Source organism: Sphingomonas sp. GW821-FHT09E03 (genome assembly GCF_059416225.1).
This window is the reverse complement of the sequence record NZ_JBWKOS010000004.1, coordinates 335567-362476: the sequence shown is the minus strand read 5'-3', so window position 1 is coordinate 362476 and position 26910 is coordinate 335567. Positions and strand designations below refer to the sequence as shown.

At 67.7% G+C, this 26910-nt stretch carries 25 protein-coding genes; 11 read left to right on the top strand and 14 right to left on the bottom strand.

From position 1 onward, the window contains the following. Window positions 1-6: 6 nt before the first annotated feature. Both AC07M8_RS12060 and moaA read right to left on the bottom strand, forming a co-directional pair. Complete coding sequence (locus AC07M8_RS12060; RefSeq protein WP_495174563.1) at window positions 7-786, bottom strand: NAD kinase; 780 nt, start codon at window positions 784-786, stop codon at window positions 7-9. Next, window positions 783-1796, bottom strand: a complete 1014-nt coding sequence (gene moaA / locus AC07M8_RS12055) for a GTP 3',8-cyclase MoaA (RefSeq protein WP_495174562.1) — start codon at window positions 1794-1796, stop codon at window positions 783-785. Before moaA ends, AC07M8_RS12060 begins: the two co-directional genes overlap by 4 nt. Window positions 1797-1941: 145 nt before the next feature. Here moaA and AC07M8_RS12050 point away from each other — a divergent pair, with 145 nt between their 5' ends. After that, window positions 1942-3627: an EAL domain-containing protein gene (locus AC07M8_RS12050; RefSeq protein WP_495174561.1), complete on the top strand. Its 1686-nt coding sequence runs from the start codon at window positions 1942-1944 to the stop codon at window positions 3625-3627. Continuing rightward, on the top strand, window positions 3624-4052 hold the full coding sequence (locus tag AC07M8_RS12045; protein ID WP_495174560.1) for a YybH family protein: 429 nt from the start codon (window positions 3624-3626) through the stop codon (window positions 4050-4052). The genes AC07M8_RS12050 and AC07M8_RS12045 overlap by 4 nt, the downstream gene beginning before the upstream one ends. Window positions 4053-4070: 18 nt before the next feature. Here AC07M8_RS12045 and mfd read toward each other — a convergent pair whose 3' ends face one another. Continuing rightward, a complete protein-coding gene (mfd, locus tag AC07M8_RS12040; protein WP_495174559.1) occupies window positions 4071-7556 on the bottom strand; it encodes a transcription-repair coupling factor in 3486 nt (1161 codons plus the stop codon). A gap of 106 nt (window positions 7557-7662) precedes the next feature. Next, on the bottom strand, window positions 7663-7929 hold the full coding sequence (locus AC07M8_RS12035) for an FAD assembly factor SdhE (protein WP_495174558.1): 267 nt from the start codon (window positions 7927-7929) through the stop codon (window positions 7663-7665). 77 nt (window positions 7930-8006) lie between these two features. Between AC07M8_RS12035 and recG the strand changes: the two genes are divergently transcribed. Further along, window positions 8007-10058 carry an ATP-dependent DNA helicase RecG gene (gene recG, locus AC07M8_RS12030; protein ID WP_495174557.1) on the top strand — a complete coding sequence of 684 codons (2052 nt, stop codon included), beginning with the start codon at window positions 8007-8009 and terminating at the stop codon, window positions 10056-10058. Between the two features lie 26 nt (window positions 10059-10084). Here recG and AC07M8_RS12025 read toward each other — a convergent pair whose 3' ends face one another. From AC07M8_RS12025 to serS, 4 genes are all read right to left on the bottom strand, one after another. Further along, entirely contained in the window at window positions 10085-10399 is a 315-nt protein-coding gene (locus tag AC07M8_RS12025) for a PilZ domain-containing protein (protein WP_495174556.1), read from the bottom strand. A gap of 70 nt (window positions 10400-10469) precedes the next feature. Then, entirely contained in the window at window positions 10470-11714 is a 1245-nt protein-coding gene (gene tyrS / locus AC07M8_RS12020; RefSeq protein ID WP_495174555.1) for a tyrosine--tRNA ligase, read from the bottom strand. Window positions 11715-11782: 68 nt separating this feature from the next. After that, a complete protein-coding gene (locus AC07M8_RS12015) occupies window positions 11783-12922 on the bottom strand; it encodes a peptidoglycan DD-metalloendopeptidase family protein (protein ID WP_495174554.1) in 1140 nt (379 codons plus the stop codon). Between the two features lie 10 nt (window positions 12923-12932). Next, window positions 12933-14213: a serine--tRNA ligase gene (gene serS, locus AC07M8_RS12010; RefSeq protein ID WP_495174553.1), complete on the bottom strand. Its 1281-nt coding sequence runs from the start codon at window positions 14211-14213 to the stop codon at window positions 12933-12935. A 98-nt stretch (window positions 14214-14311) separates the two neighbouring features. Here serS and AC07M8_RS12005 point away from each other — a divergent pair, with 98 nt between their 5' ends. Continuing rightward, window positions 14312-14764, top strand: a complete 453-nt coding sequence (locus AC07M8_RS12005; RefSeq protein ID WP_495174552.1) for a host attachment family protein — start codon at window positions 14312-14314, stop codon at window positions 14762-14764. Window positions 14765-14826: 62 nt separating this feature from the next. On the opposite strand, the gene AC07M8_RS12000 is transcribed toward AC07M8_RS12005, so the two are convergent. Next, window positions 14827-15726, bottom strand: a complete 900-nt coding sequence (locus AC07M8_RS12000) for a hypothetical protein (RefSeq protein WP_495174708.1) — start codon at window positions 15724-15726, stop codon at window positions 14827-14829. Between AC07M8_RS12000 and AC07M8_RS11995 the strand changes: the two genes are divergently transcribed. From AC07M8_RS11995 to AC07M8_RS11985, 3 genes are all read left to right on the top strand, one after another. After that, window positions 15661-16044, top strand: a complete 384-nt coding sequence (locus tag AC07M8_RS11995; RefSeq protein ID WP_495174717.1) for a hypothetical protein — start codon at window positions 15661-15663, stop codon at window positions 16042-16044. The genes AC07M8_RS12000 and AC07M8_RS11995 overlap by 66 nt on opposite strands. A gap of 90 nt (window positions 16045-16134) precedes the next feature. Beyond that, complete coding sequence (gene dksA / locus AC07M8_RS11990) at window positions 16135-16599, top strand: RNA polymerase-binding protein DksA (protein WP_495174551.1); 465 nt, start codon at window positions 16135-16137, stop codon at window positions 16597-16599. A gap of 131 nt (window positions 16600-16730) precedes the next feature. Beyond that, window positions 16731-17102 carry a PilZ domain-containing protein gene (locus tag AC07M8_RS11985; RefSeq protein WP_495174550.1) on the top strand — a complete coding sequence of 124 codons (372 nt, stop codon included), beginning with the start codon at window positions 16731-16733 and terminating at the stop codon, window positions 17100-17102. A 174-nt stretch (window positions 17103-17276) separates the two neighbouring features. Here the strand turns inward: AC07M8_RS11985 and AC07M8_RS11980 are convergent, their stop codons facing one another. Beyond that, on the bottom strand, window positions 17277-17432 hold the full coding sequence (locus AC07M8_RS11980) for a YdcH family protein (RefSeq protein ID WP_267393373.1): 156 nt from the start codon (window positions 17430-17432) through the stop codon (window positions 17277-17279). A 180-nt stretch (window positions 17433-17612) separates the two neighbouring features. Here AC07M8_RS11980 and AC07M8_RS11975 point away from each other — a divergent pair, with 180 nt between their 5' ends. From AC07M8_RS11975 to AC07M8_RS11965, 3 genes are all read left to right on the top strand, one after another. Next, the gene (locus AC07M8_RS11975) at window positions 17613-17816 is read left to right on the top strand and encodes a YdcH family protein (RefSeq protein WP_267393372.1); all 204 of its coding nucleotides are present in this window, start codon (window positions 17613-17615) and stop codon (window positions 17814-17816) included. Between the two features lie 61 nt (window positions 17817-17877). Next, window positions 17878-18339 carry a DUF1465 family protein gene (locus tag AC07M8_RS11970; RefSeq protein ID WP_495174549.1) on the top strand — a complete coding sequence of 154 codons (462 nt, stop codon included), beginning with the start codon at window positions 17878-17880 and terminating at the stop codon, window positions 18337-18339. A 294-nt stretch (window positions 18340-18633) separates the two neighbouring features. Further along, window positions 18634-21696, top strand: a complete 3063-nt coding sequence (locus AC07M8_RS11965) for a TonB-dependent receptor (protein WP_495174548.1) — start codon at window positions 18634-18636, stop codon at window positions 21694-21696. Window positions 21697-21774: 78 nt separating this feature from the next. Here AC07M8_RS11965 and AC07M8_RS11960 read toward each other — a convergent pair whose 3' ends face one another. Beyond that, entirely contained in the window at window positions 21775-22740 is a 966-nt protein-coding gene (locus AC07M8_RS11960; RefSeq protein ID WP_495174547.1) for an NAD(P)H-dependent flavin oxidoreductase, read from the bottom strand. A 106-nt stretch (window positions 22741-22846) separates the two neighbouring features. Here AC07M8_RS11960 and AC07M8_RS11955 point away from each other — a divergent pair, with 106 nt between their 5' ends. Then, complete coding sequence (locus tag AC07M8_RS11955) at window positions 22847-25429, top strand: M1 family metallopeptidase (protein WP_495174546.1); 2583 nt, start codon at window positions 22847-22849, stop codon at window positions 25427-25429. 383 nt (window positions 25430-25812) lie between these two features. Here the strand turns inward: AC07M8_RS11955 and AC07M8_RS11950 are convergent, their stop codons facing one another. The 3 genes from AC07M8_RS11950 to AC07M8_RS11940 form a co-directional block, all read right to left on the bottom strand. Further along, entirely contained in the window at window positions 25813-26172 is a 360-nt protein-coding gene (locus tag AC07M8_RS11950; RefSeq protein ID WP_495174545.1) for a hypothetical protein, read from the bottom strand. Window positions 26173-26200: 28 nt separating this feature from the next. Continuing rightward, window positions 26201-26476 (bottom strand): hypothetical protein, encoded by a 276-nt coding sequence (locus AC07M8_RS11945; RefSeq protein WP_495174544.1) that lies wholly within the window; start codon window positions 26474-26476, stop codon window positions 26201-26203. 130 nt (window positions 26477-26606) lie between these two features. Next, window positions 26607-26861, bottom strand: coding sequence for a glutathione S-transferase N-terminal domain-containing protein (locus AC07M8_RS11940; protein WP_495174543.1), 255 nt, complete (start codon window positions 26859-26861; stop codon window positions 26607-26609). Window positions 26862-26910 lie beyond the last annotated feature (49 nt).

Genomic DNA, 26910 nt, shown 5'->3' with positions numbered 1-26910 from the left:
GGTCGATCAGCCGAGGAACTGCTCCATGGTGATCCGGTCGTCGAGCGCATGCTCGGGATCGAACAGCAGGGTGAGTTCGCGGGCGCGATCCATCGCGATGTCGACCGAGGCGATGTTGCGGAACTCGCGCTGGTCGGCCACCGCCGACACCGGCCGCTTGGCCGGGTTGAGCACCTTCAGCGAGATCCGTGCCTTGTCCGGCAGGATCGCGCCGCGCCAGCGCCGCGGGCGGAACGGGCTGATCGGGGTCAGCGCGAGCAGGTTCGATCCCAGCGGCAGGATCGGGCCCTGCGCCGAGAGATTATAGGCGGTCGAACCGGCAGGGGTGGCGGCGAGGATGCCGTCGCACGCCAGCTCCGGCATCACCACCCGATCGTTGACGGTGACGCACAGCTTGGCGGTCTGGCGCGTCTCGCGCAGCAGCGACACCTCGTTGATTGCCGGCACCTGGAAGATCCGCCCTTCCTGGTCGGTCACCGTCACCAGCAGCGGCGTCACCTGGAAGGGGCGTGCGCGCATCAGCCGTTCATCGAGGCCGTGGCGGCGCCACTCGTTCATCAGGAACCCGACCGTGCCGAGGTTCATCCCGAACACTGGTACCCCCGGTCTGCGGCGATCGAGGATCGCGTGCAACGTCTGCAGCATGAAGCCGTCGCCGCCGAGCGCGATGATCACATCGGCGTCGGCCGGCTCCACCCAATCCTGGGCGTCGGCGAGTTCGGCCGCGGCGGCCTGCGCCTGGGCGGTTGGCGAGGCGACCAGCGCCCGCCGCGTGTAGCCGGTCATCCGCCGGTGACGCTCATGTGCCGCGTCACCGCCGGCGCCGAGCCCGCCTCGATGCGGAAATCGTGCCGCTTGGGCTTGAGCAGCAGCGCGCCGTCGATCGCATCGTCGAGCGCGTCGACGCCCTGTTCGCGCAGGATTGCTTTGAGGTCGACCTGATCGTCATGGCCGAGGCACATGTAGAGCTTGCCCTCGGTGGTCAGCCGCACCCGGTTGCAGCCGTCGCAGAAATTGGCGGTAAGCGGCGAGATGAGGCCGAGCCGCGTCGCGGTGCCCTCTACGCGCCAGTAGCGCGCCGGGCCGCCGGTGCGGTGCGTGTCGCGGACCAGCGGGAAGCGGCTGGAAAGCGTCTCGAACACGCGGGTCAGCGGCACGAACCGGTCGACCCGGTCCTCATCGATCGCACCGAGCGGCATCGTCTCGATCAGCGACAGGTCATGGCCCTCGGCGGCGCACCAGGCGAGCATCGTGCCGATCTCGGCCTCGTTGATCCCGGCAAGCGCGACCATGTTGATCTTGACCGCAAGCCCGGCCGCCTTGGCCGCGGCGATGCCGCCGAGCACCTGGGCAAGGTCGCCGTGGCGGGTGATGAAGCGGAAGGTGTCGGCGTCGAGGCTGTCGAGGCTGACGTTGATCCGGCTGATCCCGGCCGCGATCATGCGCTCGGCATGTTCAGCGAGGCGGGTGCCGTTGGTTGTCATGGTCAGCTCGTCGAGGCCATGGCCTACATGGCGGCCGAGCCGGTCCATCAGTTCGCCGACGTCGCGCCGCACCAGCGGCTCGCCGCCGGACAGGCGGATCTTGGTCACCCCGCGCGCCATGAAGCGCTCGGCGATGATCGCTATCTCCTCGAGGCTGAGCAGCTTGGCGCGCGGCAGGAAGGTCATCTGCTCGGCCATGCAATAGCGGCAGCGCAGGTCGCAGCGATCGGTCACCGAAATGCGCAGATAGCGAATGGTGCGGCCGTGAGCATCGACCAGCTGGCGGTCGGTCGAGAGAACATCAATGGCCATGGGTTGGAGCTAGGGGCTCGGCGGCTCCGGGGCAAGGGCGGGTCTGCACGAGACAGGTCATTGGGGATGTCGGCGTCCCCGGACGGGAAGCGGGGCAGCGCCAGGGCAGTTGGCGGCGCCACCGCGCGCGGCTACGCCTGTGCGGATGGGGAAAGACGCCGGTTGCGCAGCATTGTTTATCGTATCGCCGGGCGGCGCGGCCACGCCGGGCCCGGCGGTGGCGGAGACCGCCGAGGCGGACGGCTGGCACCCGATCATCGATGCCGGTGGCGGCGGCGTTGCCGCGCGCTGTATGGCGAGCGGCGCTGCGGTGGCGGTGATCGACGCGCGCGGCGGCATCGCCGGATCATTGCCCGATCTGCGGCGGCTGGGCGGGCTGGTCGGCGCGACCGGTGCGGCGCTGCTGGTGCTTCTCGACGGTGTAGATGACGAGGCGATCGACGAGGCCTTCACCGCCGGCGCCACCCATTTCCTCGCGATGCCGGCCAGCGTGACGGAGCTGACCCAGGCGATCCGCTACGCTGCCCGCCATGCCCAGCGCGGCTCCGATCGCTGGTCGGCTGAGGGTGAGCGGCGCTGGCCCCATCGCGCCGACGACACCGCCATGGCGGTGCTGCGCCTGTGGCTGGCCGACCGCATCGCGGCAGGCCGCAGCGTTGGCGTGCTGCGTATCTCGCTGTCGCGGCTCGACATCCTTAACGCCGCGCGCGGTCGTGCCACGGGCGATGCCTTGATCGCCGAGGCGCGCCGCACCGTCGAGGCGATCGCCGCATCGGCCCCTGGTGACGCGGCGCAGGTCGCCCATCCCGGAGGCGGCGATATCGTCGTCGCGGTCGAGGCCGACGCCACCGGCCTCGATGGCCTGGCGGCACGGCTCGGCGCGGCACTTGCCCAGCCGCTCCACGCCGGCGAGCAACGCGCGGTGCTGGGCAGCCGCTGGGGCATGGGGCTGGCCGGGGCGGGAGACGATGCCGACAGCCTGTTGCGCCGCGTCGGCGAGGCGCTGATCGCCGCCAAGGCGAGCGATGGCGCGGTGATCCGCATCGCCGGACCGGAAGGAGCGGCGCCGCTCGATTCGCTCGCGATTGATCTCCATCACGCTATCGAGCGCGGCGAGATCGAGATCCTGTTCCAGCCGCAGGCGCCCATCGAAGGCCGCCGGATCAGCGGGGTCGAGGCGCTGGCGCGCTGGCACCATCCCGCGCTCGGCCCGCTCGGCGCCGACGCCCTGTTCGCCGCCGCCGATCGCGCCGATCTTGGCATTGCGCTGTCCGATCACATCCAGCGGCTGGTGCTGGCGCGGGTCGCGGCCTGGCCGCCGCCGCTCGACCGCCTGCGCGTCGCGCTCAACCTCACCGCCGGCGATCTCGGCCGCCCCGGCTTTGCGCAGCTGTTCCTCGACCGCGTCGCTGCGAGCGGCTTCCCGCTCGACCGGCTGACAGTGGAAGTAACCGAATCGGGCGCGATCCGTGATCTCGGCGTCGCCGCGGTGCTGCTCGAGACGCTGCGCGCCGCCGGCTGCCGGGTGGCGCTCGACGATTTCGGCACCGGCTATTCGAGCCTCGCCTATCTCACCGCGCTGCCGCTCGATTACCTCAAGATCGACAAGGCACTGGCGCGTGGCATCAAGGGCTCGGACCGCGAGAGGTGCGTGATCCGCGCGGTGGTCGCGCTCGCTCGCTCGCTCGATCTCGCCGTCGTTGCCGAGGGGATCGAAACCGAGGCGCAGCGGCAGCTGCTCGCCGCCGAGGGCTGCGCCTTCTACCAGGGTTTCCTCCTCGCCGAGCCGATCGACGAGGCCGCGCTCACCGCCTTGATGGAGCAATCATGATCCGCACGTTGCTGGCCGCCTCGCTTCTACTGTCTACCCCGGCGCTTTCCCGCGCCGACGACCAGCAGGCCGCGATCCGCGCCGCGATGGCCGACAGCGCCGCTGGGTGGAGCCGCGGCGACATCCGCCGCTTCATGGCGGTCTATGCCGACGACGCGATCTTCGTCACCCGCGACGGCCTGGTCCGCGGCAAGGCCGCGATCGCCGCACGCTACGCCAAGGGCTATGGCGCCGATCCCGCGGCGCGCGGCGCGCTGTCGTTCCGCATCTCCGGTTTCCGCCCGGTCGACCCGCGCCACCAGATCCTGTTCGCGCGCTGGCAGCTGACCTATCCTGCCGGCAAGAAGCCGGCCGCCGGGATGACAACGCTCGTTTTCGAGCGCGGCCACGCCGGCTGGAAGATCATCTCCGACCACAGCAGCTGAGCGCCACCGGTCGGCGCCTCACCCCGCTGCCTTGGCCAGCCCCTTCGACAATTGCAACGCGCCGTGCAGGCGCGACTTGGCGTCGGGCCAGGCACGCTGGAGCACCAGCTTGCTGTCGGGCCTGAGCTTGGCAACGCCGTTGAGCCGGTCAACATAGGCGAGCAGTCCCGGCACGTTGGGCGGGGTGTCGTCGTGGAACGCGACCAGCACGCCGCGCGGGCCGACGTCCATCTTGGCGATGCAGGCCCGCCGCGCGTTGAGCTTGATCTCGATCACCCGGATCAGATTCTCGGTCGGCTCGGGCAGCGGCCCGAAGCGATCGATCATCTCGGCGGCGAACGATTCGATGTCGCGGCTTTCCTCCAGCTCGTTGAGGCGGCGGTACAGCCCCATCCGGAGGTCGAGGTCGGGGACATATTCCTCAGGAATGAGGATCGGTGCATCGACGGTGATCTGCGGGCTGAAGTCGCGCGGGCGATCGCTGGCGAGCCCGCCCGCCTTGACGTCCATGATCGCCTCTTCAAGCATCGACTGGTAGAGCTCGTAGCCCACCTCCTTGATGTGCCCGGACTGTTCGTCGCCGAGCAGATTGCCCGCGCCGCGGATGTCGAGATCGTGGCTGGCGAGCTGGAAACCGGCGCCGAGGCTGTCGAGATCGGAGAGCACCTTCAGCCGCTTCTCGGCGGTATCGGTCATCATCCGCTCCGGCGGCGTCACCAGATAGGCATAGGCGCGGGTCTTGGAGCGACCCACGCGGCCGCGCAGCTGGTAGAGCTGGGCGAGGCCGAAGCGGTCGGCACGGTTGACGATCATCGTATTGGCGGACGCGATGTCGATGCCGGATTCAATGATCGTGGTGGAGACCAGCACCTCGAACTTCTTGTCGTAGAAGGCGCTCATCCGCTCCTCCACCTCGGTCGGGCTCATCTGTCCGTGGGCGACGACATAGCGGATCTCGGGCACCTCGTTGCGCAGATAGTCCTCGATATCGGGAAGGTCCGACAGGCGCGGGGTGACGAAGAAGCTCTGGCCGCCGCGGTAATGTTCGCGCAGCAGCGCCTCGCGCAGCACCACCGGATCCCAGGGCATTACATAGGTGCGCACCGCCAGCCGATCGACCGGCGGGGTCTGGATCACCGAGAGCTCGCGGATCCCGCTCATCGCCATCTGCAGCGTGCGCGGGATCGGCGTCGCGGTGAGGGTGAGCATGTGGACGTCGGCGCGCAGCGCCTTCAGCCGCTCCTTGTGGGTGACGCCGAATCGCTGTTCCTCGTCGACGATGACGAGCCCCAATCGCTTGAAATCGATGTTCTTGGCGAGCAGTGCATGGGTGCCGATGACGACGTCGACCGTCCCCGCGGCAAGCCCGTCGCGGGTCGCCTTGGCCTCGCTCGCCGTCACCAGCCGCGACAATCGCCCGATCTTCATCGGGAATCCCTCGAAGCGCGCGGCGAAATTGTTGAAATGCTGGCGCGCGAGCAATGTCGTCGGGCACACCACTGCGACCTGCTTGCCCGCCATCGCCGCAACGAACGCGGCGCGCAGCGCGATCTCGGTCTTGCCGAACCCGACGTCGCCGACGATCAGCCGGTCCATCGGCTTGCCCGCCGCGAGGTCGCCGAGCACGTCCTCGATCGCGCGGTCCTGGTCGTCGGTCTCGGCATAAGGGAAGCGGTCGACGAAGCTCGGGTAGCCGCTCGCGTCGGGCTCGAGCACGTCGCCCTGGTGGAGCGCGCGTTCCGCCGCGGTCTTGATCAGCTCGCCCGCGATCTCGCGGATCCGCTCCTTCATTTTCGACTTGCGGCGCTGCCAGGCCTCGCCGCCGAGGCGATCGAGGCTCGCGCCTTCCTCGCTCGAGCCGTAGCGCGATAGCACCTCGAGGTTCTCGACCGGCACGAACAATTTGTCGCCGCCGGCATATTCCACCGCGACGCAATCGTGCGGGCTCTTGCCGACCGGGATCGAGGTCAGGCCGAGATATTTGCCGATGCCATGATCGCTGTGGACGACGAGATCGCCCGGGGTCAGCGTCGCCAGCTCGGCAAGGAAGGCATCGGCGGATTTCTTGCGCTTGGCGCGGCGCACCAGCCGGTCGCCGAGCATGTCCTGCTCGGTCAGAACCGCAATGTCGGGAGCGGTGAAGCCATGGTCGAGCGGCAGCACCACCAGCGCGACGCCAGCGGTCTTGGCGGTGTCGGCGATGCCCAGCGCCTGCTGCCAGCTGTCGGCGGCCTTGGCGCCGTTGAGGCCATGGTCCTTCAGCAGACTGCCGAGCCGCTCGCGCGCGCCGACCGAATAGCTCGCGAGGATCGGCTTGCGGCCGCCCTTGCGCAGCTTGCCGAGATGCTCGACCACCGCCTCGTAGATGTTGACCCCGCTCGCCCGCTCGGGCGCGAAATCGCGTGCGCCATCGACGCCGAAGTCGAGCACGCTCGCGCTCTCGGGCTCGTGGAACGGCGTGGTCAGATGCGCAGTCGCGGCGACCATCGCCGCCTGCCATTCCTTGTCGTCGAGGTAGAGGGATTTGGCCGCGAGCGGGCGATAGCTCCCGGGCTGCGCCGCCTCGGCGCGCTGGCGGTTCTCGTAATAGTCCGCGATCGATTCGAGGCGGCCTTCCACTGCGCCGGTGACGCCGAATTCGCGCACCACCACGTCGTCGGGCCCGAGATGGTCGAACAGCGTCGACAATTTGTCCTCGAACAGCGGCAGCCAATGCTCCATGCCCGCCAGCCGTCGGCCGTCGCTGATCGCCTGGTAGAGCGGATCGCCGGTCGCGGTGGCGCCGAACTTGTCGCGATAGCGGGTGCGGAAGCGCTTGATCGATTCCTCGTCGAGCAACGCCTCGGACGCCGGCAGCAGGGTGAAGCCGTCGACCCGCCCGGTGGTGCGCTGGTCCTCGGGCGAGAAGGTCCGCACCGTCTCGATCTCGTCGCCGAAGAAGTCGAGCCGCAGCGCCTGATCCTCGCCGCTCGGGAACAGGTCGACGATGCCGCCGCGCACCGCATATTCGCCCTGGTCGTGCACCGTCTCGGTGCGCACATAGCCATTGGCCTGGAGCAGCCGGGCGAGATCGTCGCGATCGATCCTTGCGCCGGGCTCCAGCGTCGCCACCAGCTGGCGGATGCGGAACGGCGTCAGCACCCGCTGGGTGGCGGCATTGGCAGTGGTCAGGACCAGCTGCGGTCCTTTTGCCTTCTTCTGGAACTGGTAGAGCGCCGCGATCCGCTCCGCCATGATCCGCAGCGTCGGCGAAGCGCGGTCATACGGCAGGCAATCCCACGCCGGGAAGCTGATCACCTCGAGCTCGGGCGCGAAGAACGCCGCGGTCGCTGCCACCGCGCGCATCGCCGCATCGTCGGGCACGATGAACACGGCCCGGCCGCCCTTTCCCGAGTGGGCGGCGGCGCGCGCGAGATCGGCGAGCAGCGACGGCTGGAACCCCGTCGGCACACCCGACAGGGTCAGCGGAGCCTTGGCGGTGAGGATCGTCTTCAGGTCGGGCAAGGCGGGCTTTCGGCGTCGTGCTCCCGCATCGGCAGGAGCTCAGGGTGGTGGGCGGCAACGGCAGCCGCCGCGGGTACCCGCCTGCGCGGCGAGGTAAGGGCAGGGTTTACTCGGCGACGGGCACGTAGCTGATCGAGCGCATGCTGGTCATCATCGGCCCTTCCCAGGCCGGCGGGGTGGGCATCGAGCCGATCGCCCAGCCCATGATGTCGACGTCCTGCTCCTCGAGCAGCGCCTCGAACCAGTCGAGCTCCGCCGGCGTCCACCGCGCGCCATGCATGTCGAAGAAGCCGCCGATCATCAGATCGGCCTCCTTGGTGCCGCGGTGCCAGGCCCGGAACTTGAGGCGCTTGAGGCGGGTAGCGTGGTCCATCAACAATCCGTCTTAAGCCGAGACGCGAGCTTTCGCTGGCATGACCGGTGAGGGCTGGGTAGTCGCGTCATGTAGTCATGCGCCCCGACATCCTCAATCCGCTGTTCGCCGAAGTTACCGCCCTCAAGGGGGTCGGGCCCGCGTTCGCCAAGCCGCTCGACCGGCTGGGCCTCAAGCGCGTGGTCGACGTTGCCTTCCATCTGCCGACCGGCTGGGTCGATCGCTGGCCGCGCGAGGAACTCGACGCCAGCGACGTCGGGCGGATCATCGCCATCACCCTCACGCCCACCGATTACCGAGTCAGCAGCGGGCGTGGCCCAACCCGGGTCACCGCCAGCGACGCCAAGGGAAACACCGTCAGCCTTGTCTATTTCGGCGGATCGTCGGGCTGGGTGAAGAAGCTGCTCCCGGTCGGCGAGCCGCGCCGCGTCTCGGGCAAGCTCGAGCAATATGGCGAGACGCTGCAGATCATTCATCCCGATCTCGGCGACCCGGGCGAAGAGTTTCGTGAGCGCGAGCCGATCTATCCGCTGTCGGAAGGGCTCACCTCGCGCCGGCTCGGGGCGCTGGCGACGCAATCGGTCGATCGCGCGCCCGTACTGGGCGAATGGATCGAACCAAGCCTCAAGAGCCAGCGCGGCTGGCCGGACTGGCGCGACGCGCTCGCCCGTTTCCACGCCGATCCCGCCGACAAGCTCGCGCATGAGCGGCTCGCCTATGACGAGGTGTTCGCCAACCAGCTGGCGATGACCCTGGTTCGCGCCGACACCCGCAAGCGGCGGGGCAGGGCGCTCGCCGGCGACGGGCGGCTGCGCGACCTGCTCCGCCTGCCGTACCAGCTCACCGGCGCCCAAGCGCGCACGGTGCGCGAGATCGAGGGCGACCTGGCCCAGACCGCGCCGATGCTCCGCCTGCTCCAGGGTGACGTCGGCTCGGGCAAGACGCTGGTCGCGGCGATGGCGATGCTGATCGCAGTCGAGGCCGGTGCCCAGGCGGCGATGCTCGCCCCCACCGAGATCCTCGCCCGCCAGCATTACGAGACGCTGCGCAAGCAGCTCGCCGGCCTGCCGATCACGATCGGCGTGCTCACCGGGCGCGACAAGGGCCGGGTGCGCGAGGCGACGTTGATGGGGCTGGCCGCGGGCGAGATCGACATCCTCGTCGGCACCCATGCCATCTTCCAGGAAGCGGTCGGCTACAAGGACCTCGGCCTCGTCGTCGTCGATGAGCAGCACCGCTTCGGCGTCGCCCAGCGGATGGAGCTGCAGGCCAAGGGCAAGACCCCGCCGCACCTTTTGGCGATGACCGCGACGCCGATCCCGCGCACGCTGACGCTCGCCCAATATGGCGAGATGGACGTCAGCCGCCTCGACGAGATGCCCCCCGGTCGCGAGCCGATCGAGACCCGCGTCGTCTCCGAGGAGCGGCTCGACGAGGTGATCAACGCGATCGGCCGCCACATGGCCGATGGCGGCCAGGCCTATTGGGTGTGCCCCTTGGTCGAGGAGAGCGAAAAGAGCGACCTTGCCGCCGCCGAGATGCGTGCCGAGATGCTCCAGCAGCGGTTCGGCGACCGCATCGGCGTCGTCCATGGCCGGATGAAGCCCGCCGAGAAGGATGCGGTGATGGAGGCGTTCGCCGGCAACCGGCTGAGCGTGCTGGTCGCCACCACGGTGATCGAGGTCGGGGTCGACGTGCCCAATGCGACGCTGATCGTGATCGAGCACGCCGACCGGTTTGGCCTCGCCCAGCTTCACCAGTTGCGCGGCCGCGTCGGCCGGGGTGGGGGGCTGTCGCGCTGCCTGCTGCTGCGCGGCAACGCGCTCAGCGAAACCTCGCGCGCGCGCCTCGCGCTGATGCGCGAGAGCAACGACGGCTTCCGCATTGCCGAGGAGGATCTCAGGCTGCGCGGCGCCGGCGACATGCTCGGCACCCGGCAGTCGGGCGATCTCGCGTTCCGGTTGGCGACGCCCGAGATGCTTGCCGACCTGCTGCAATGCGCGCAGGACGATGCCCGGCTGCTGATCGATCGCGACGGCGGGCTGGAGGGACCGAGGGGCCAGGCGGCCCGCACCGCGCTCTACCTGTTCGAGCGCGACGCCGGGGTGGCGCTGCTGCGCTCGGGCTGATGGTCGAGCCCGCTAGGGAAGGCCGGCTAGCCGCGCATCAGCGCCAACACGCTATGGTACAAGGCCGGCGGGATCGCGCGCGAAAGCTGGCAGCCCGCCCGCCCGCCGAGTGCCCAGCGCACCACGGCGTCCATCTGGCCGGCGACCGGCAACTGCACCTTGACCGTCTCGCCGACCGCGATGTCCGTGTCGCTGCGGATCATCAGCCCGTTGGCGGACAGGTTGACCACCGTCACCGGCAGCGATCGCCGATCGGCGCGGAGGGCTCGGGTGCGGTAATGAACTTCATCGCGCGGCTCTGCGCGGACTTCGCTGAACTCGTTCAACACGCCACTGGACACGCTGCACTCCTTCGGCCCGTCGTCGGAAGGCCGTCGAGTCTGCTGGTACATCCATCTGGTTTACAGAGGCTTACGCTCCGACGAGCAAGCCGTGATGCTTCTTGCCGGCGGATATCCGCACAGGGTTCGCCGCCACCGCGATCGTCGCGGCCTCATCGCTGACCTTCTCGCCATCCACCCGTGCGCCGCCGCCCGCGATCAGCCGTCGCGCCTCGCCGCGCGACGCGCAGAAGCCCAGCCCGATCAGCGCCTCGACGATGCCGATGGTGCCGCCGGCAACCGCAAAGCTCGGCAGCGAATTGCCGGCGCTGCCTTCCTCGAAGGTCCGCCGCGCCGTCTCCGCTGCCTGGCTTGCCGCATCGCGGCCGCGGCACATCGCCGTTGCCTCATTGGCGAGGATCTTCTTGGCCTCGTTGATCCCGGCGCCTTCCAGCGCCTCCAGCCGTGCGATCTCGGCGAGCGGGAGGTCGGTGAACAGGCGCAGGAAGCGACCGACGTCGCGATCGTCGGTGTTGCGCCAGAACTGCCAGTAATCGAAGTGCGGCAGCTGGTCCTCGTGCAGCCACACCGCGCCGGCCATGGTCTTGCCCATCTTGGCGCCGTCGGCGGTGGTGATCAGCGGCGTGGTGACGCCATAGACCTCGGTCTGGTCCATCCGCCGGGCAAGCTCGATGCCGTTGACGATATTGCCCCATTGGTCCGATCCGCCCATCTGCAGGCGGCAGCCGGCGCGGCGCGACAGCTCCAGGAAGTCATAAGCCTGGAGGATCATATAGTTGAATTCGAGAAAGGAGAGCGACTGCTCGCGATCGAGCCTGAGCTTGACCGAATCGAAGCTCAGCATGCGGTTGACCGAGAAATGCTGTCCGACATCGCGCAGGAACGGGATATATTCGAGCGCGTCGAGCCACTCGGCATTGTCGAGCATCACCGCGTCGGTAGGGTCGCCCAGCTCACCTTCCGGCGCGAAGGTCAGGAAGCGCTCGAAGATTCGCTTGATCGAGGCGACATTGGCCTTGATCCCGTCCTCACCGAGCAGCTTGCGCGCCTCGTCCTTGAACGAGGGGTCGCCGATCTTGCCGGTGCCGCCGCCCATCAGCACGATCGGCTTGTGGCCTGCCTGCTGGAGCCGGCGCAGCAGCATGATCTGGACCAGGCTGCCGACGTGGAGCGACGGCGCGGTCGGATCGAAGCCGATATAGCCCGGCACCACCTGGCGCGCGGCGAGCGCATCGAGCGCCGCGGCGTCGGTCACCTGGTGAATATAGCCGCGCGTGGCGAGGGTGCGGAGCAGGTCGGACTGGTAATCGGTCATGATGGCCGCGCCTTACACCGCCGCATGGAGACCGTCACCCCGGACGTGCGCCGGGGTGGGGACAGCGCCTATCGCCGCGCCAGTACCGTCTGCGGGTCCACCGGCGTGCGTCCCCGGCGCAGCTCGAAATGCACCTCGGGCCGGTCCGCCGATCCGGTGTCGCCCGACAGGCCGATCGTCTGGCCACGCTTCACGCTCTGCCCGCGCTGGACCAGCAGTTTTGAGGCATGGCCGTAGACGCTGGTCCAGCCGCCGCCATGCTTGATGATGATCAGCCCGCCAAGCGCCGCGATCCCCGTCCCGGCATAGGCGACCACGCCATCCTGGGTGGCATGGATCGGCGAGCCAGCTGCAATGGCGATCTTGATCCCGTCGTTGCGCTCGCCGCTGCGCCCGGGGCCGAACCGCCGCACCACCTCGCCGTCGACCGGCCACAGGAAGGCGCCGCCGGGCAGCCGCGCCGGGGCCGCGACCACCGCGGTCGGCGGCAGCACCCGGCGCGGCGTCGTCACAGGCCTGGCGGGCGCCTGGCGTGGTGCCGGCGCCGGTTCGCCGCCGGTGATGATGTCGTCGATGTCGAGCGTGAAGGCGGCCGCGCGTTCGGCACGGCTCGGCGCGGCGGCGTTGTCGCCGGGGATCAGCACGCGCTGCCCGGCGCGCAGCACATAGGGTTCGGCGAGCTGGTTGGCGGCGACGATGCGCGACCATTCCACCCCATAAGCGCGGGCGATGGCAATGCCGCTCTCGCCCTGGCGGACGAGATGATAGCGGCCGGCGGGGATCGTCAGCCGCTGGCCGAGCTTGACCGTGTAGGGCGCCGGCAACCCGTTGGCGCGCGCGATCGCCTCTGCCGCCGCGCCGGTCCGGTCCGCGATCCGCCCCAGCGAATCGCCAGGCTGGACGACGTAGCTTCCGGCCGAAACCGCCCGCGCATCTGGCGCCACCGGGCGCGCCTCCCATGCCGGCCTCGCGGTGGCGGGCATCGACACGTCGGCAGCGGCACGCGGGCGGTCCTGCTCGCGCGGCGGAGGCCGCTGCTCGTCGAGCGGCCGGCGCCAGCGTGGTGGCGGTGACGCCCGCGGCGGCTGTTCGGGACGCGCCTCATAGGACGGCGGCGGCGGCGTCGCGGTGCCGGGCGCATCGACGCTCGGGATACACCCGGCCAGCGTCGCCGCCATCAGCCCTGTGGTCGCCGCCAGCCGCCGCATCGTCGCTGCCTTACCGGCTGGGGTCGAGCCGGGTGAGCCCGCCGAGATAAGGCTGGAGCGCGCGCGGCACCGCCACCGATCCGTCCTCCTGCTGGTAATTCTCCAGCACCGCGACCAGCGTGCGGCCCACCGCCAGTCCCGAGCCGTTGAGCGTATGGACGAAGCGCGTCGCCTTCTCGCCCTCGGGCCGATAGCGGGTGTTCATCCGCCGCGCCTGGAAATCGGTGCAGGTGGAGCAGCTCGAGATCTCGCGATAGCGCGCCTGGCCAGGCAGCCATACCTCGAGATCATAGGTCCGCGCCGCGGCGAAGCCCATGTCGCCCGCGCACAGCAGCATCCGCCGGTAGGGCAGCTCGAGCGCCTCGAGCAGCCCTTCCGCGCAGCGCGTCATCCGCTCATGCTCGGCGTCCGACGCCTCGGGGGTGACGATCGAGACCATCTCGACCTTGTCGAACTGGTGCTGGCGGATGTAGCCGCGGGTGTCGCGCCCCGCCGCGCCCGCCTCGGAGCGAAAACAGGGGGTGAGCGCGGCAAAGCGCAGCGGCAGCTCGCCTTCCTTGAGGATCTTGTCGCGGACGATGTTGGTCAGCGACACCTCGGCGGTCGGGATCAGCCAGCGGCCATCGGTGGTCCGGAACAGATCCTCGGCGAACTTGGGCAACTGCCCGGTGCCGAACATCGCCTCGTCGCGCACCATCAGCGGCGGCGCGACCTCCTCATAGCCATGTTCGCGGGTCAGCGAATCGAGCATGAACTGGCCGAGCGCGCGCTGCAGCCGTGCCGCGGGCCCGCGCACCAGCGTGAAGCGAGCGCCGGCGATCGCCGCGCCGGTCTCGAAGTCGAGCCCCAGCGCCGGGCCGATCAGATCGTGCTCGCGCGCCGCAAAGCCGAGCGCGGTCGGGGTGCCGTGCTCGCCCACCAGCACGTTGTCATGCTCGTCGGTGCCCTCGGGGACGTTCGCAGCGGGGCGGTTGGGCAGCGCCGCCAGCGCCGCATCGAGCGCCTCGCCCGCCGTCTTTTCTTCGGTTTCGAGCCCGGGAAGCGCCTCTTTCAGTGCGGCGACCTCGGCCATCAGCGCCTGCGCGCGTTCCTCGTCCCTGGCCGCCTTGGCTTGGCCGATGCTCTTCGACAGCTCGTTGCGGCGGGCCTGGGCGTCCTGCGCGGCGAGGATGGTCGCGCGGCGGCGGTCATCGATGGCGAGCAGTGCCTCGGCCTGGGGCGCGGCGCCGCGCCGGGCGAGGGCGGCATCGAAGGCGGCGGGATCGTCGCGAAGGGCGCGGATATCGTGCATCGCCGGGCTATGGCGGGGCCGGCAACCCGGCGCAAGCCGGCAACCAGCGGCGGCACCCCGCGTTACCTCCTCGACCGATAACGATCAGGAGACCGACGATGCAGGTGCCCCACAACGCGTTCGTGCTGGTGGCCGACGGCCGCAAGATGCTGTTCTTCCGCAACGAGGGTGATGCCGATTACCCCAATCTCAAAGTCGAGCTCGCCGAGGAACAGGCCGATGCCGCCGATCGCGATCAGAAGACCGATGCCGCCGGCTCGGCCTCGTCGCTGCGTGGCGGCCAGTTCGCCCCGGGCGGCGGTTCGCTCGGCGAGACCGACTTCCACCAGCAGGAGGAGGATCGCTTCGCCGCCGAGGCTGCGGCGATGCTCAAGCGCCGCGCGCTCGCCCATGAGTTCGAGACGCTGATCATCGTCGCCCCGCCCAAGACGCTGGGCGAGCTGCGCAAGCATTATCACAAGGAAGTCAGCGACCGGCTCGCCGGCGAGCTCGCCAAGGATCTGACCGGGCATCCGGTGGACGAGATCGAGAAGGCGCTTGCCGCCGCCTGATCATCGCCGTCACGCCGGCATGCGGCCGGGGTGACGGGATCGGGACCGTGGAGCGGCGGCGGTCAGGCCGCCGCCGGCTTGGCGAACCGCTTGCGCGCGACCAGCGCCGCCGCGGCGGCACCGAACAGCAACACCATCGGCGGCGCCGGCACCGGTGCGGGCGGGCCTTCCGGCGAACCGGGCGGGCCGGGGGGCGGGCCGCCGTGATGGCCGCTCGAGGTCCAGCCGCCATTCGACGACCAGCCGCCGCTGGTGCTCCAGCCCTTGCTGCTCGAGCCATAGCTCGACGAACTGGTCGAGGAGGAGTTGGACGACGATCCGCTGGTGCTGGTCGATGTCGATGTCGAGCCGCTGGTGCTCGATGATGTCGAGGTCGACGAGCCGCCGTTGGACGTCGAGGTGGAGGACCCCCCGTTCGAGGTCGAGGTGGAAGACCCGCCGTTCGACGTGGATGATCCCCCGTTCGACGTCGAGGTCGACGATCCGCCATTGGAGGTCGACGAGCCACCATTGGACGTAGACGAACCACCGTTCGAGGTCGAGGTCGAGCCGCCGCTGCTGGTCGACGATATCACGATGCTGCCGCTCGAACCCGAGCTGCCGCCGCCGAAGAATCCGCCGCCAAAGCCGCCGCCGAATCCCCCACCAAAGCCGCCGCTGCCGCCGATCACCACCGGCACGCCGCCGCCACTGCCGCTGACGAAGCCTTCCGCCGCGGGTAGCGGCACCGGCGCTGCCTGGCTGGCGACGGTGATTACCGAGGGCGCGCACGTCGTGGTCGTGGTCGTCACGACTCGCCGCTTGACGCCGCCGCGATGCACCGCCGCCACCTGGCGCTGGACCACGCGCTTCTTGATCTGCTTGGTCATGATCGGGCGGCTGGGTCGCTCGGCGACATGCACCGCACCGCCACCGATGAGGGCGCCGCCGCACGCGCAGGCGCACAATTTAGCCAGGGCCATCCTCACAGACATGCTGTCTCTCTTTCGCTGCTGGCGCTCCCCCCGTCGATGTTTCGACCGGAGCCACGCGAGATCTTGCTATGCCACCAAGTGCAAAACAAACGATTAAGCGCAAGACCATTAACCGTGATCGCGCACCTACCGCCCGCTTTTCTCACGGTGCTTCCGGTCACCGCGCAGTTAACGTGTCACGATGGGACAGAAGCGCGATCAGCTATTAACCGTTTGGTCCATGCCACCGACCTGCCGATGCTCGCGTGCGAAAAAGCCACGGTTTGCAACAAACGTTCGCGAACCATGAAAAAAGCACAGGTCTGATCGCTTGTCGTTTCAGATAAGCATGATTATAGGCGCTCTCACCATTTTGGGGGCGGCCCCGAGGCACTATGGGGCCGAAGGGAGAGTGGTATGGCAACGGTAATTAATCGCGTACCTGACACGACGTTCACGTCATTTGCGGCCAATGACGCCGACACGGGCTATCGGCCTTCCGCGGAGGAGCCGTTCATGAGCCTGCGCCAGCAGGCCTATTTCCGCACCAAGCTGCTGCGCTGGAAGGATGCGATCCTGCTCGACGCAGCAGGCACGCTCAGCCAGCTGCAGATCGATTCGCTGCGCGAGGCCGATCTCACCGATCGCGCTTCGAGTGAGACCGACTGGTCGATCGAGCTGCGCACCCGCGATCGCCAGCGCAAGTTGGTGTCCAAGATCGATGCGGCGATCCGCCGGATCGACGAGGGCGAATATGGCTATTGCGAGGTGACCGGCGAGCCGATCAGCCTCGGCCGTCTCGAGGCCCGGCCGATCGCGACCATGACGGTCGAGGCGCAGGAGCGCCACGAGCGCAACGAGAAGGTGTCGCGCGAGGATTGAGCGGCGCCGCACGGCAACGCTTGGCTGGAGGCCCCTGCTTGGGTTAAGGGCTTGGTTGGTTTAAGGGTTTGGCGAGGCTTTGCGGTTACGCGAAGCGCTCTCCTTCAGCTTGCAACGCGAGACATCGACGCATGGACAGCTTCAGCCGCGATCCCGTACCCGCCGATGGCGGCGCGCGCGGTGCGAGCCAGCGCTCGCGGGGTCGCGACAGCCTGTTCCTGATGGCGCGGCTGCGCTTCGCCGACGAACAGGAAGGGCGCGACGTGCGCGTGCGCAACCTGTCCGAAGGCGGGCTGATGGCCGAATGCACGCGGGTGGCCGACACCGGCACGCCGGTGATGCTCGAGGTACGAGGCATCGGCGAGGTCAGCGGCAAGATCGCCTGGTGCACCGAAGGCCGCATCGGCATCGCTCTGGATACGCCGATCGATCCCAAGAAGGCGCGCAAGCCGGTAGGGGCAGGCACCACCACCCCGGAATACGCCAAGCCGGCCGTTCGCTAGGCTCCACGCGATTCGCGATTCCCGGCCGTCATCCTGAAGTCGCTTCAGGATCCACGGCCAGCGATCGCCAAGCAGTTCGGCAGCTGTTTGATAGGGGAGCGGCAACGCCGGCGAATGCTGAGCGCGACGCCATCGAAAAAGCCCCTCCACGATCGGGAGGGGCTCCGCAACGTCTTAGAGGCCGCTCAGCTCTTCCTTGAGCTTAAGCTTCTGGCGCTTGAGACCGGTCAGGATGGTCGCGTCGGGCATCGGGCGGTGGACCTCGTCGGCGATGCGGCGATCGAGCGTCGCGTGCTTGGTTTCCAGGGCCTGCTGATGCGTCGTCTGCATGGTGGTGTACCTCCTGATGCATTCGGTTGGGGGAATGAGTAAACCAACGAAGCGCGCAAAAGTCGTCAGCAAAGATGGTTTACCGCGACCAACCGTGGCTGTTTTTGCGATGATCGGCATAGCGCTTGGTGACAGCCACGAAGCTGGCTAGGAGCGGGGAGCGGACGGGGCCGACGGGGGATGCTGGTGGACGAAGCGCAGATCATGATGGCGCTCGAACGGCTGAGGGTGGAGCATCGCGATCTCGATTCGGCGATTGGCGCGCTCGCGCTCTCCGGCAGCCCGGACCAATTGCAGCTCGCGCGGTTCAAGAAGCGCAAGCTGCGGCTGCGCGACGAAATCGCCACGCTGGAGGATCAACTGATCCCGGACATCATCGCATGACCGTGCGGCGGCTTCGCGGTCCCTCTGGGCAGCCGCAGCCGGCTGTGTCACCGTTGCGGCCATGACCGGCAGCAGCGATTCGCGGCTTCATCGCCGCCTGATCGACTCCCTCTACACCGAGGCGATGCTGCTCGCCGACGAAGCACGCGGTTATTTCGACGAAGCCGGCCGTGCCGAGCGCGAGGCGCTCGATCCGCTGGTCCGCGTCGGCTTCTCCTGCGAATCGCTCAAGGTGACGACGCGGCTGATGCACGTCATCGCCTGGCTGCTTACCCAGCGCGCGATCGATGCCGGCGAGCTCACCGCGGGCGCCGCACTTGATCCCTCGCGCCGGCTCGGCGTGTCGCCGCTGGTCGACAGCGAGTTGCTCCGTGGCCTGCCGCCCCGCGCAGCCCTGCTGGTCGCCTCCAGCGCCGATCTCCACCGCCGCGTCAGCCTGCTCGATGCGGCCCAGGGCATCCCCGCCGGAATCGCGCTGAGCCCCGTCCATCAGCTGCAAAGCCGGCTTGCACTCAGCTTCTGATCGCCTTGATCAACGGCGGCGAATGGCAGTTGCTGTTCGATGCTTCACGTTGACATGCGACACACAGCATTATGCCAAGTATTGTCGAGCAATGTATCGGTAACGTTTTGTAGTATTGGTCAACGTACAGTAAATTAACCTCCTTGTTCATGCAATATTCAATCTCGCTGTGTCCGCTTGGCCACGGGTTGACCACATCGTATACGCTTGCGGATTGTTCATCTTACAACCTGCGCATCTTTCTGATCTTATTTGGTTCTCGACCATAATATTATCAGCAAAGGGGCCATGTTGATGAAGCTTTTCCGTGCCAATCGTCAGACCGGATTGCGATCGGCGAGCCACGCCTTGCGCGCGATCGCATTGCTCGCTGCTGGCGTCTCGGCCGTTGCGCTCATGCCGCAAATTGCCGCCGCCCAGGATTTTACCAACGTCACCGCTAGCGGGCGGGTGCAGGGCACCGATGGCAAACCGGTATCAGGGGCCACGGTGCGGATCACGTCGAACGACCAAGGCTTCTCTCAGACGGCGCGGACCGATGGCAACGGAGCATTCAAGTTTCCGCAGATTCGCCCGGGAAGCTACACGTTCGCGATCGAGGCTGACGGCTATTCGCCATTTGTCGACAATGCGGTGCGATTGACCGCCAACGAATCCGCCAATCAGTTCACGCTGGCCCCCGCCTCGGCGGGCACCACTGCCAACGGCACCGACATCGTCGTCACCGCCGGGCGCCAGCGCGTCATCAACTTCGATTCGACCACGACCGGCAAGTCGGTCGATGTCGCCGATCTGCAGACCCGTGTGCCCGTCGGTCGTGATCTCACCTCGATCATCCTGCTCGCGCCAGGCACTGCGGCGGGCGATTCGGCATTCGGCAACCTGCCGTCGATCAACGGCGCGTCGGTGTCCGAGAACCAGTTCTTCATCAACGGCCTCGACATCACCAACTTCCGCACGGGCCTCGGTTCGTCGTCGATCCCCTATGAATTCTACCAGACGGTGGACGTCAAGAACGGCGGCTATCCGGCCGAATTCGGCCGCTCGACCGGTGGCTTTATCACGGCGACCACCAAGTCGGGCAGCAACGATTGGCATGCCGGCGCGGTGTTCAGCTATACGCCAGACAAATTGTATGCAGATTCGCCCAATACCTATGCTTCGGATAATAATAGCGACATTCGCGAAACCATTGAGTCGAACTTCTACCTGTCCGGTCCGATCATCAAAGACCACTTGTTCTTCTACGGCTTGTATTCGCCGCGCTATTACAAAACCGGCGACGGCAGCAACAACCATAACCCTGATGGCACGCTGGCGGCAAACACCTACACGACGCAGACCTCATCGTCGCCGTTCTTCGGCGGCAAGGTCGATGCGGTGATCACCGACGGGCAGCGGCTGGAGTTCACCTACTTCCGCAACCGGCAGACCTATTACAGCGGCACCTACCAGTTCAATCCCGACACGGACACGCAAAGCGCCTTTGCCGGCAACAACGTCACCAAATACGGCGGTAACAACTTCGTCGGCCGCTACACCGGCAAGATGGCGGACTGGATCACCGTCTCCGGCGCCTATGGCAAGAGCATCGCCAACACGAGCTCGGCACCGGGCGGCACGAACCCTTATGTCGTCGACTATCGTTCGGGAACGGGAACGTTGATCGGCAACAGCTCGGCGTCGATCGCCGAGAACAAGGACACCCGTGAGTTCTTCCGTGGCGACGTCGATCTCTACTTCAAGCTGCTCGGCTCGCATCACGTGCGCGGCGGCTATGATCGCGAGAACCTGACCTCGTTCGCGGACTCCTCCTACGTCGATGGCGCGACCTACAGCTACTATCTCGCCGCGACCGGCAACCGCTATGCGCCGGCGGGTACGGAATATGTGGCCGCGCGCACCTATATGAACGGCGGTACCTTCAAGACCCGCAACGAGGCCTTCTACCTCGAAGACGATTGGTCGATGTTCGGCAACCGGCTCAACCTCCAGCTCGGCATCCGTGACGATCGTTTTGTTGATCGCAACGTCGATGGCGACGTCTACTATCGCTCCGGCGATCAATGGGGACCGCGGCTCGGCTTCACCTTCGATCCCACCGGGTCGGGCAAGACCAAGATCTGGGGCTTCTACGGCCGCACCTTCCTCCCGGTACCGACCAATACCAACATCCGCCTGGCCGGCGCCGAGACCGATTACACCCAATATTATGCCCTGTCGGGCGTGAACGCCGACGGCTCGCCGGTGCTCGGCGCGCCGCTGACCGGCTATACCAACGCGACCGCCAACTGCCCCGGCACGACGGTGGCGAACTGTACCCTGGTCAGCGACGGCACCGCGACGCCGACCGAGGCGACGGTGGCCAAGAACCTCAAGCCGCAGGCGGTCGACAATTACATCCTCGGCATCGAGCGGCGGGTCGGCGAGCGCATGCGCTTCAGCGTCTATGGCACCTACAACAAGCTGGTCCGCTCTCTCGAGGATGCGGCGATCGACCAGGCGGTGCTCAAATATTGCACTGCGCAGGGCATCACGGGTTGTGACGATATCTGGACCGGCTTTCATCAATATGTGCTGATCAACCCTGGCTCGGCGATGACGATCACCCTGGCGGATCCGATCAACGGCGAATCCACGGCGAGAACGGTGGCCTTCAGCGCCGCCGATCTCAACTACGTCAAGGCCAAGCGCACCTATGAGGCGGTGACCGCGACCTTCGATCGCGAATTCGACGGCCGCTGGTCGCTGTCGGCGTCCTACACCTGGAGCCGCACCCGGGGTAACATTGAGGGTGGCGTCAAATCGGACAACGGCCAGACCGACTCCGGCCTGACCGAGGACTTCGATCAGCCCGGCTTTACCTATGGCGCCTATGGCAACCTGCCCAATGATCGTCGTCACAACTTCAAGTTGTACGGCAGCTACCTGATCACGCCGAACCTCAACATCGGTGCGCAGATCCAGGTCCAGTCACCGCGCAGCTTCGGGTGCATCGGTCTGGTGCCCGATTCGGTCGATCAGTTCGCCAACGCCTATGGCGCCGCGGGCCATTATTGCCCGTTGTCGGACGGCGAGGTCAGCAACGACAATCCGGTGATCCTCGTGCCGCGCGGCAGCGTGTTCAAGAGCGACTGGAACAAGCAGCTCGACCTGAACTTCGTCTACCGTCCGAATGCGGACAACACCAACCTGCAGTTCCAGGTGGATGTCATCAACATCTTCAACTTCCAGTCGAAGCTCGACTATAACGAGGTCGGCACCGACGATGGCGGCTCGGCGTCGAGCACCTATCGCCTGCCGGTGAGCTACCAGACGCCGCGACACGTGACCTTCACGGCACGGCTCGGCTTCTGATCGCGACTGGCGATCGGCAGCAGGGGAGGGGCAGGCGCAGGCCTGTCCCTCCTCGGCCGATTCAAGCCGCAGCCGGCGCTAGACCCCCAACCGCGCCCGCGCCGCGATATATTGCGCCGCCAGCCGCTCGACCCGCTCGGCGACGCTCTCCACCCGATCGACCGCGCCGATGCCCTGGCCCGAACCCCAAATGTCGCGCCACGCCTTGGCCTTGCTGCCGTCGTTGCCGCCCGCGCCGAAGTTCATGGTCTTGAGATCGCCCTCGGGCAGCGCGTCGGGATCGAGACCCGCCGCGACGATCGAGGCGCGCAGGTAATTGCCGTGCACCCCGGTGAACAGGTTTGAATAGACGATGTCGGCGGCCTTGCCGGCGACGATCCCGTCCTTGTACTCAGCGGTGGCATTGGCCTCGGCGGTGGCGATGAACGGCGAGCCGATATAGGCGAAGTCCGCGCCCATCGCCTGCGCCGCGAGCACCGCATCGCCGGTAGCGATCGCGCCCGACAGCGCCAGCGGGCCGGCGAACCACTGCCGGATCTCCTGAACGATCGCGAACGGCGACAGCCGCCCGGCATGGCCGCCGGCGCCCGCGGCCACCGCGATCAGCCCGTCTGCGCCTTTCTCGATCGCCTTGCGTGCGAAGCGGTCGTCGATCACGTCGTGGAGCGTGATCCCGCCCCAGCCATGGACCGCGGTGTTGAGATCCTCGCGCGCGCCGAGCGAGGTGATCACGATCGGCACCTGCCATTTGGCGCAGGTGGCGAGATCCGCCTCGAGCCGGTCGTTGGACTTGTGGACGATCTGGTTGACCGCGAACGGCGCCGCCGGCGCATCGGGGTGATCGCGGTTGTGCGCGGCCAGCTCCTCGGTGATGCGGTGCAGCCACTCGTCGAGCAGCGCCTGCGGCCGCGCGTTGAGCGCGGGAAACGAGCCGACGATTCCCGCCTTGCATTGCGCGATCACCAGCTCGGGGCCGGAAATGATGAACAGCGGCGAGCCGATCACGGGCAGCCGCAGGCGGTTGAATATCGGTGGCATCCTCATGGCGGCATTTCCTAGCGCAACCCGCCCGCCTGTCCAGCAAGCCGCGGTTGCGGCCGGCGATCAATGGCGTAAGGGCTGACCCAATCTCACTTGGAGCGCCGCCCCCATGAAGCTTGCCGTTGCCGCCGTTCTTGCCCTCACCGTATCCGCGCCCGCGCTCGCCGCCGGCAGCCTGCCAACGACGGTGGCGCCGGTGCTCTACGACATCGCCGTCACCCCCGATGCCAAGGCGATGACCTTCTCGGGCACCGAGACGGTGACGATCGACGTCAAGCAGGCGACGCGCACCATCACGCTTAACGCCGCCGATCTCGTGATCACCAAGGCGACGCTCGACGGCACGCCGGTCAAGACCGCGCTCGACAAGGAGCACCAGCTGCTCACCCTGACGCTGCCCGCCGCCGCGAGCGTCGGCCGCCACCAGGTCGCCTTCGCCTGGACCGGCAAGATCAACGAATCCGCGGCCGGCCTGTTCGCGATCGACTATACCAATGGCGACGGCTCCAAGGCGCGGATGCTCGCCACCCAGTTCGAGGCACCCGATGCGCGCCGCTTCGCGCCGATATGGGACGAGCCGGCGTTCAAGGCGAAGTTCCGCCTCAAGACGGTGGCGCCCGCCGGCCAGCTCGCCTTCTCCAACATGCCGTCGACCTCGATCACCCGCCAGGCGGACGGCAGCCAGCTCTACAGCTTCGCCGAGACCCCGGTGATGTCGAGCTACCTGCTCTACCTCGGCATGGGCGATCTCGAGCGCAAGACGGTGCAGGCCGGCAAGGTCGAGATCGGCGTGATCACCCGCCGCGGCGTGTCCGACCAGGGCGATTACGCGCTCGCCCAGGCCAAGCGCCTGCTGAGCTACTATAACGACTATTTCGGTACGCCTTATCCGTTGCCCAAGATGGACATGATCGCCGGTCCGGGCTCCAGCCAGTTTTTCGGCGCGATGGAGAATTGGGGCGCGATCTTCTATTTCGAGAACGAGCTGCTGTTCGATCCCAAGCGCACCACGGAGAGCGGCCGCCAGCGGATCTTCACCGTCGTCGCGCATGAGATGGCGCACCAGTGGTTCGGCGATCTGGTCACGATGAACTGGTGGGACGATCTGTGGCTCAACGAGGGTTTCGCCTCGTGGATGGAGGGCCGCTCGTCCAACGACCTCAACCCGACCTGGAAGGCGGACGCCGCCGCGGTGGCGAGCGAGCGCGAGCAGGCGATGGGGATTGACGCGACCAGCGCCACCCACCCAATCATCCGCAAGATCGAGACGGTGGACCAGATCGGCGAGGCGTTCGACGGCATCACCTATGCCAAGGGCCAGGCGGTGATCGGCATGATGGAGTCGACGCTCGGCCCGGACACCTTCCGCACCGGCATCCGCCACTACATGGCCAAGTATAAATACGGCAACACCGTCACCGACCAGCTGTGGGCCGAGCTGTCGGCGGCCGCCGGTACGCCGGTCGAGACGATCGCGCACGATTTCACCCTGCAGGGCGGCGTGCCGCTGGTGACGCTGACCGGCACGCGCTGTGCCAATGGCAGCACCGTGGCGACGCTGGCGCAGGGCCGGTTCGGGCTCGATGCGGCATCCAAGACCCCGCAGACCTGGCATGTGCCGATGGTGGTCGCCACCCTCGGCGGCGGCGAGACCCGCGCGGTCGTCACCGGCCCTACCACCAGCGTCACCGTCCAGGGCTGCGGCACGATCGTGCTCAACCGCGGCAAGGGCAGCTACACCCGCGTCATGTATGACGAGGCCGGCCATCAGGCGCTGGTGCGCGACTATGCGCGGCTGACGCTGGCAGATCGGCTCGGCACGCTCGGCGACGATTATGCGCTCGCCGCCGGCGGCTATCAGGATCTGTCGCGCTACTTCGCGCTGGTCGCGCAGATCGGCGCCAGTGCCGATCCGCTCGAATGGTCCACCGTCGCCGGTGATCTCGGCGCGCTCGGCGGCCTGTATCACGGCACGGCGCTCGAGGCGCCGCTGCGCCAGCGCGATGCGGCGCTGCTTGGGCCGGTGCTGCACCGCATCGGCATGCAGGCGGCGGCCGGCGAATCGCCGCTTGTCACCAATTTGCGCGAGACGCTGCTCGGCCGGCTCGGCAGCAATGGCGATCCCGCAGTGATGGCGCTCGCCCGCGGTTACGTCGCCCGGCTCGCGGCCGATCCCACCGCCATCCCGCCCACCATCCGCGCGCCGATCCTGTCCACCTTCGCCGCCAATGCCACGCCGGCGGAATGGGATCAGTTGCTCAAGCTCACGCAGGCGGAGACCAGCCCGGTCGCCAAGAACCGCTTCGTGTCGCTGCTCGGCGCGGCGCGTGACGACGCGACCGCCGGCCGTGCGCTGGCGCTGCTCAAGACCGACAGCATCACCGCGCCGCAAAAGGCTGCGCTGCTGCGCGCGATCGCCGGTTCGCACCCCGATCTCGCTTTCGATTGGGCGGTCGCCAACCGCACGCTGGCGGAGGGCTTCATCGAGGAAAGCTCGCGGCCGGGCTATATCGTCGGCCTCGGCGCGGGATCGAACGATCCCGCCATGCCCGGCAAGATCACCGCCTTCGCCGACAAATACCTGCCTGCCTCGTCGCGCGGCGGCGCCAAGCGCGCGCTGTCGCAGATTGCGGTGCGCAAGGCGACCGCGGACCGGCTGCGGCCGGCGGTGCAGGCGTGGCTGGCAAAGTAAGCCGAGGGGATTGCTGATCGGCTTCGTCATGCTGAACGTGTTTCAGGGTCCATCACCTGCCGCCGCCAAGAGCGAAGCGGTGGGGCCATGGATGCTGAAACGAGTTCAGCATGACGGGGCAGGGACGGCCGGTCTGCCTGTCCAATCCTCGGGGGCGAGCGTCGCATCGCCACCCACTTCGTCATTCTGAACGTGTTTCAGGATCCAGCACCCGCCGCCCGCCAAGAGCGAAACGGCGCGGCCTGGACGGCGAAACAAGTGAGCCTGACGAAACGGGAGGGGCCACGAGAGACCCCAGCTTTTCGCCGGACTGACTTCCGGAGGAGAGACGTGGCGAAAGCCACCCGCCCTCGAGCATCCCGGCAAGTCAGACGGCCGGTCGCCTATCGGGTGGCGCGCGCCTGGCTAACCTGAGCGATGCCGTCGTTGCCCAGCGCCACCAGCCAGACGGCCCCGTCCGCGCATCGTGCTGACCAGGCGGCCTGGCCCTTCACCGCGTCTTCGCGGCGGCTGTCGACGATCGACTGGCAGTCGTGGCCGGCGTCGGCGATCGCGCGGAACAGCACGCCGCGGCGCTGCCCCTCCGGCAGCGCCGTTACCGTCTCGACATAATGGCCGGCGGCGGGGCTGGCGGCCGGTGCGACGGTCGCGTCCGGGGCCGGTTTCCCGCACCCCGCCAGCGTCAGTGCCGCAACCAGCATCGCGCCGGATCCACTCACCGTCTTCACCGTCTTCGCCATCATCGTCCGTCTCCGTCGTCAGCGTGTCCGCTTATTCGAGGTCGCTCTCGCTGATCACCACCAGGCTCTGGTCGGTGTTGCGGGCGAGGGCGGCGAGGCCTGCCTCGGCGATCGCGTCGGAGAAGCGGTTGAACATGTCGACCGCGTCGTCATCCTCGGGCGCATCGCCGCTCAGCGCTTCAAGCACGTCATATTGCACCGCGAACTGATACTCCTCGGCGTCGACCTCGCCGGCGAATTCTACCTGTCGTTCGTTGACGTTGTCGAGGATGCTTGCAGTGTCGATATCGAGCCGGTCAGCAGCCATGCGTGTTCTCCGTGGTTCATCGGCGGCGGTGTCGCCGCAGTGGCAGGCATAGCGCCGGGAGGCGCCAGGATGTTCCCCATGGCGGCAAGATGCCGCCCGTTCAATCGGCCGCCGCCATGACGGCGCCGGTTCAATCCGCGCTGGCGACCAGATAGCGCTCCAGATCGTCGCTACCGCCGATCGCCTCGCCGTCGATCACGATCAGCGGCGTCGTCGCCAGGCCGTGCTCGGCCTTGAACGCGTCGACCTCGTCGCGCGAGCCGAGGATCCGGTCGTCGACCGCATAGCCTTGTCCCTCGAGCATCTGCTTGGCGCGGACGCCAAACGGGCAGACGTGCTCGGGCAGGACCATGCGGTAGAGCGTCGCGCTGGGTTGGTCGGCCATGATGGAATGTCCTTCGGGATCAGGTAAATAGGGCGAGCTGCTACAGCGC

Coding starts and splice junctions, on each gene's coding strand:
- AC07M8_RS12060 (WP_495174563.1), bottom strand. CDS start 786: ATGACCGGCTACACGCGGCGGGCGCTGGTCGCCTCGCCAACCGCCCAG.
- moaA (WP_495174562.1), bottom strand. CDS start 1,796: ATGGCCATTGATGTTCTCTCGACCGACCGCCAGCTGGTCGATGCTCAC.
- AC07M8_RS12050 (WP_495174561.1), top strand. CDS start 1,942: ATGGGGAAAGACGCCGGTTGCGCAGCATTGTTTATCGTATCGCCGGGC.
- AC07M8_RS12045 (WP_495174560.1), top strand. CDS start 3,624: ATGATCCGCACGTTGCTGGCCGCCTCGCTTCTACTGTCTACCCCGGCG.
- AC07M8_RS12035 (WP_495174558.1), bottom strand. CDS start 7,929: ATGGACCACGCTACCCGCCTCAAGCGCCTCAAGTTCCGGGCCTGGCAC.
- recG (WP_495174557.1), top strand. CDS start 8,007: ATGCGCCCCGACATCCTCAATCCGCTGTTCGCCGAAGTTACCGCCCTC.
- tyrS (WP_495174555.1), bottom strand. CDS start 11,714: ATGACCGATTACCAGTCCGACCTGCTCCGCACCCTCGCCACGCGCGGC.
- AC07M8_RS12015 (WP_495174554.1), bottom strand. CDS start 12,922: ATGCGGCGGCTGGCGGCGACCACAGGGCTGATGGCGGCGACGCTGGCC.
- serS (WP_495174553.1), bottom strand. CDS start 14,213: ATGCACGATATCCGCGCCCTTCGCGACGATCCCGCCGCCTTCGATGCC.
- AC07M8_RS12005 (WP_495174552.1), top strand. CDS start 14,312: ATGCAGGTGCCCCACAACGCGTTCGTGCTGGTGGCCGACGGCCGCAAG.
- AC07M8_RS11995 (WP_495174717.1), top strand. CDS start 15,661: ATGCACCGCACCGCCACCGATGAGGGCGCCGCCGCACGCGCAGGCGCA.
- AC07M8_RS12000 (WP_495174708.1), bottom strand. CDS start 15,726: ATGGCCCTGGCTAAATTGTGCGCCTGCGCGTGCGGCGGCGCCCTCATC.
- dksA (WP_495174551.1), top strand. CDS start 16,135: ATGGCAACGGTAATTAATCGCGTACCTGACACGACGTTCACGTCATTT.
- AC07M8_RS11985 (WP_495174550.1), top strand. CDS start 16,731: ATGGACAGCTTCAGCCGCGATCCCGTACCCGCCGATGGCGGCGCGCGC.
- AC07M8_RS11980 (WP_267393373.1), bottom strand. CDS start 17,432: ATGCAGACGACGCATCAGCAGGCCCTGGAAACCAAGCACGCGACGCTC.
- AC07M8_RS11975 (WP_267393372.1), top strand. CDS start 17,613: ATGCTGGTGGACGAAGCGCAGATCATGATGGCGCTCGAACGGCTGAGG.
- AC07M8_RS11970 (WP_495174549.1), top strand. CDS start 17,878: ATGACCGGCAGCAGCGATTCGCGGCTTCATCGCCGCCTGATCGACTCC.
- AC07M8_RS11965 (WP_495174548.1), top strand. CDS start 18,634: ATGAAGCTTTTCCGTGCCAATCGTCAGACCGGATTGCGATCGGCGAGC.
- AC07M8_RS11960 (WP_495174547.1), bottom strand. CDS start 22,740: ATGAGGATGCCACCGATATTCAACCGCCTGCGGCTGCCCGTGATCGGC.
- AC07M8_RS11955 (WP_495174546.1), top strand. CDS start 22,847: ATGAAGCTTGCCGTTGCCGCCGTTCTTGCCCTCACCGTATCCGCGCCC.
- AC07M8_RS11950 (WP_495174545.1), bottom strand. CDS start 26,172: ATGATGGCGAAGACGGTGAAGACGGTGAGTGGATCCGGCGCGATGCTG.
- AC07M8_RS11945 (WP_495174544.1), bottom strand. CDS start 26,476: ATGGCTGCTGACCGGCTCGATATCGACACTGCAAGCATCCTCGACAAC.
- AC07M8_RS11940 (WP_495174543.1), bottom strand. CDS start 26,861: ATGGCCGACCAACCCAGCGCGACGCTCTACCGCATGGTCCTGCCCGAG.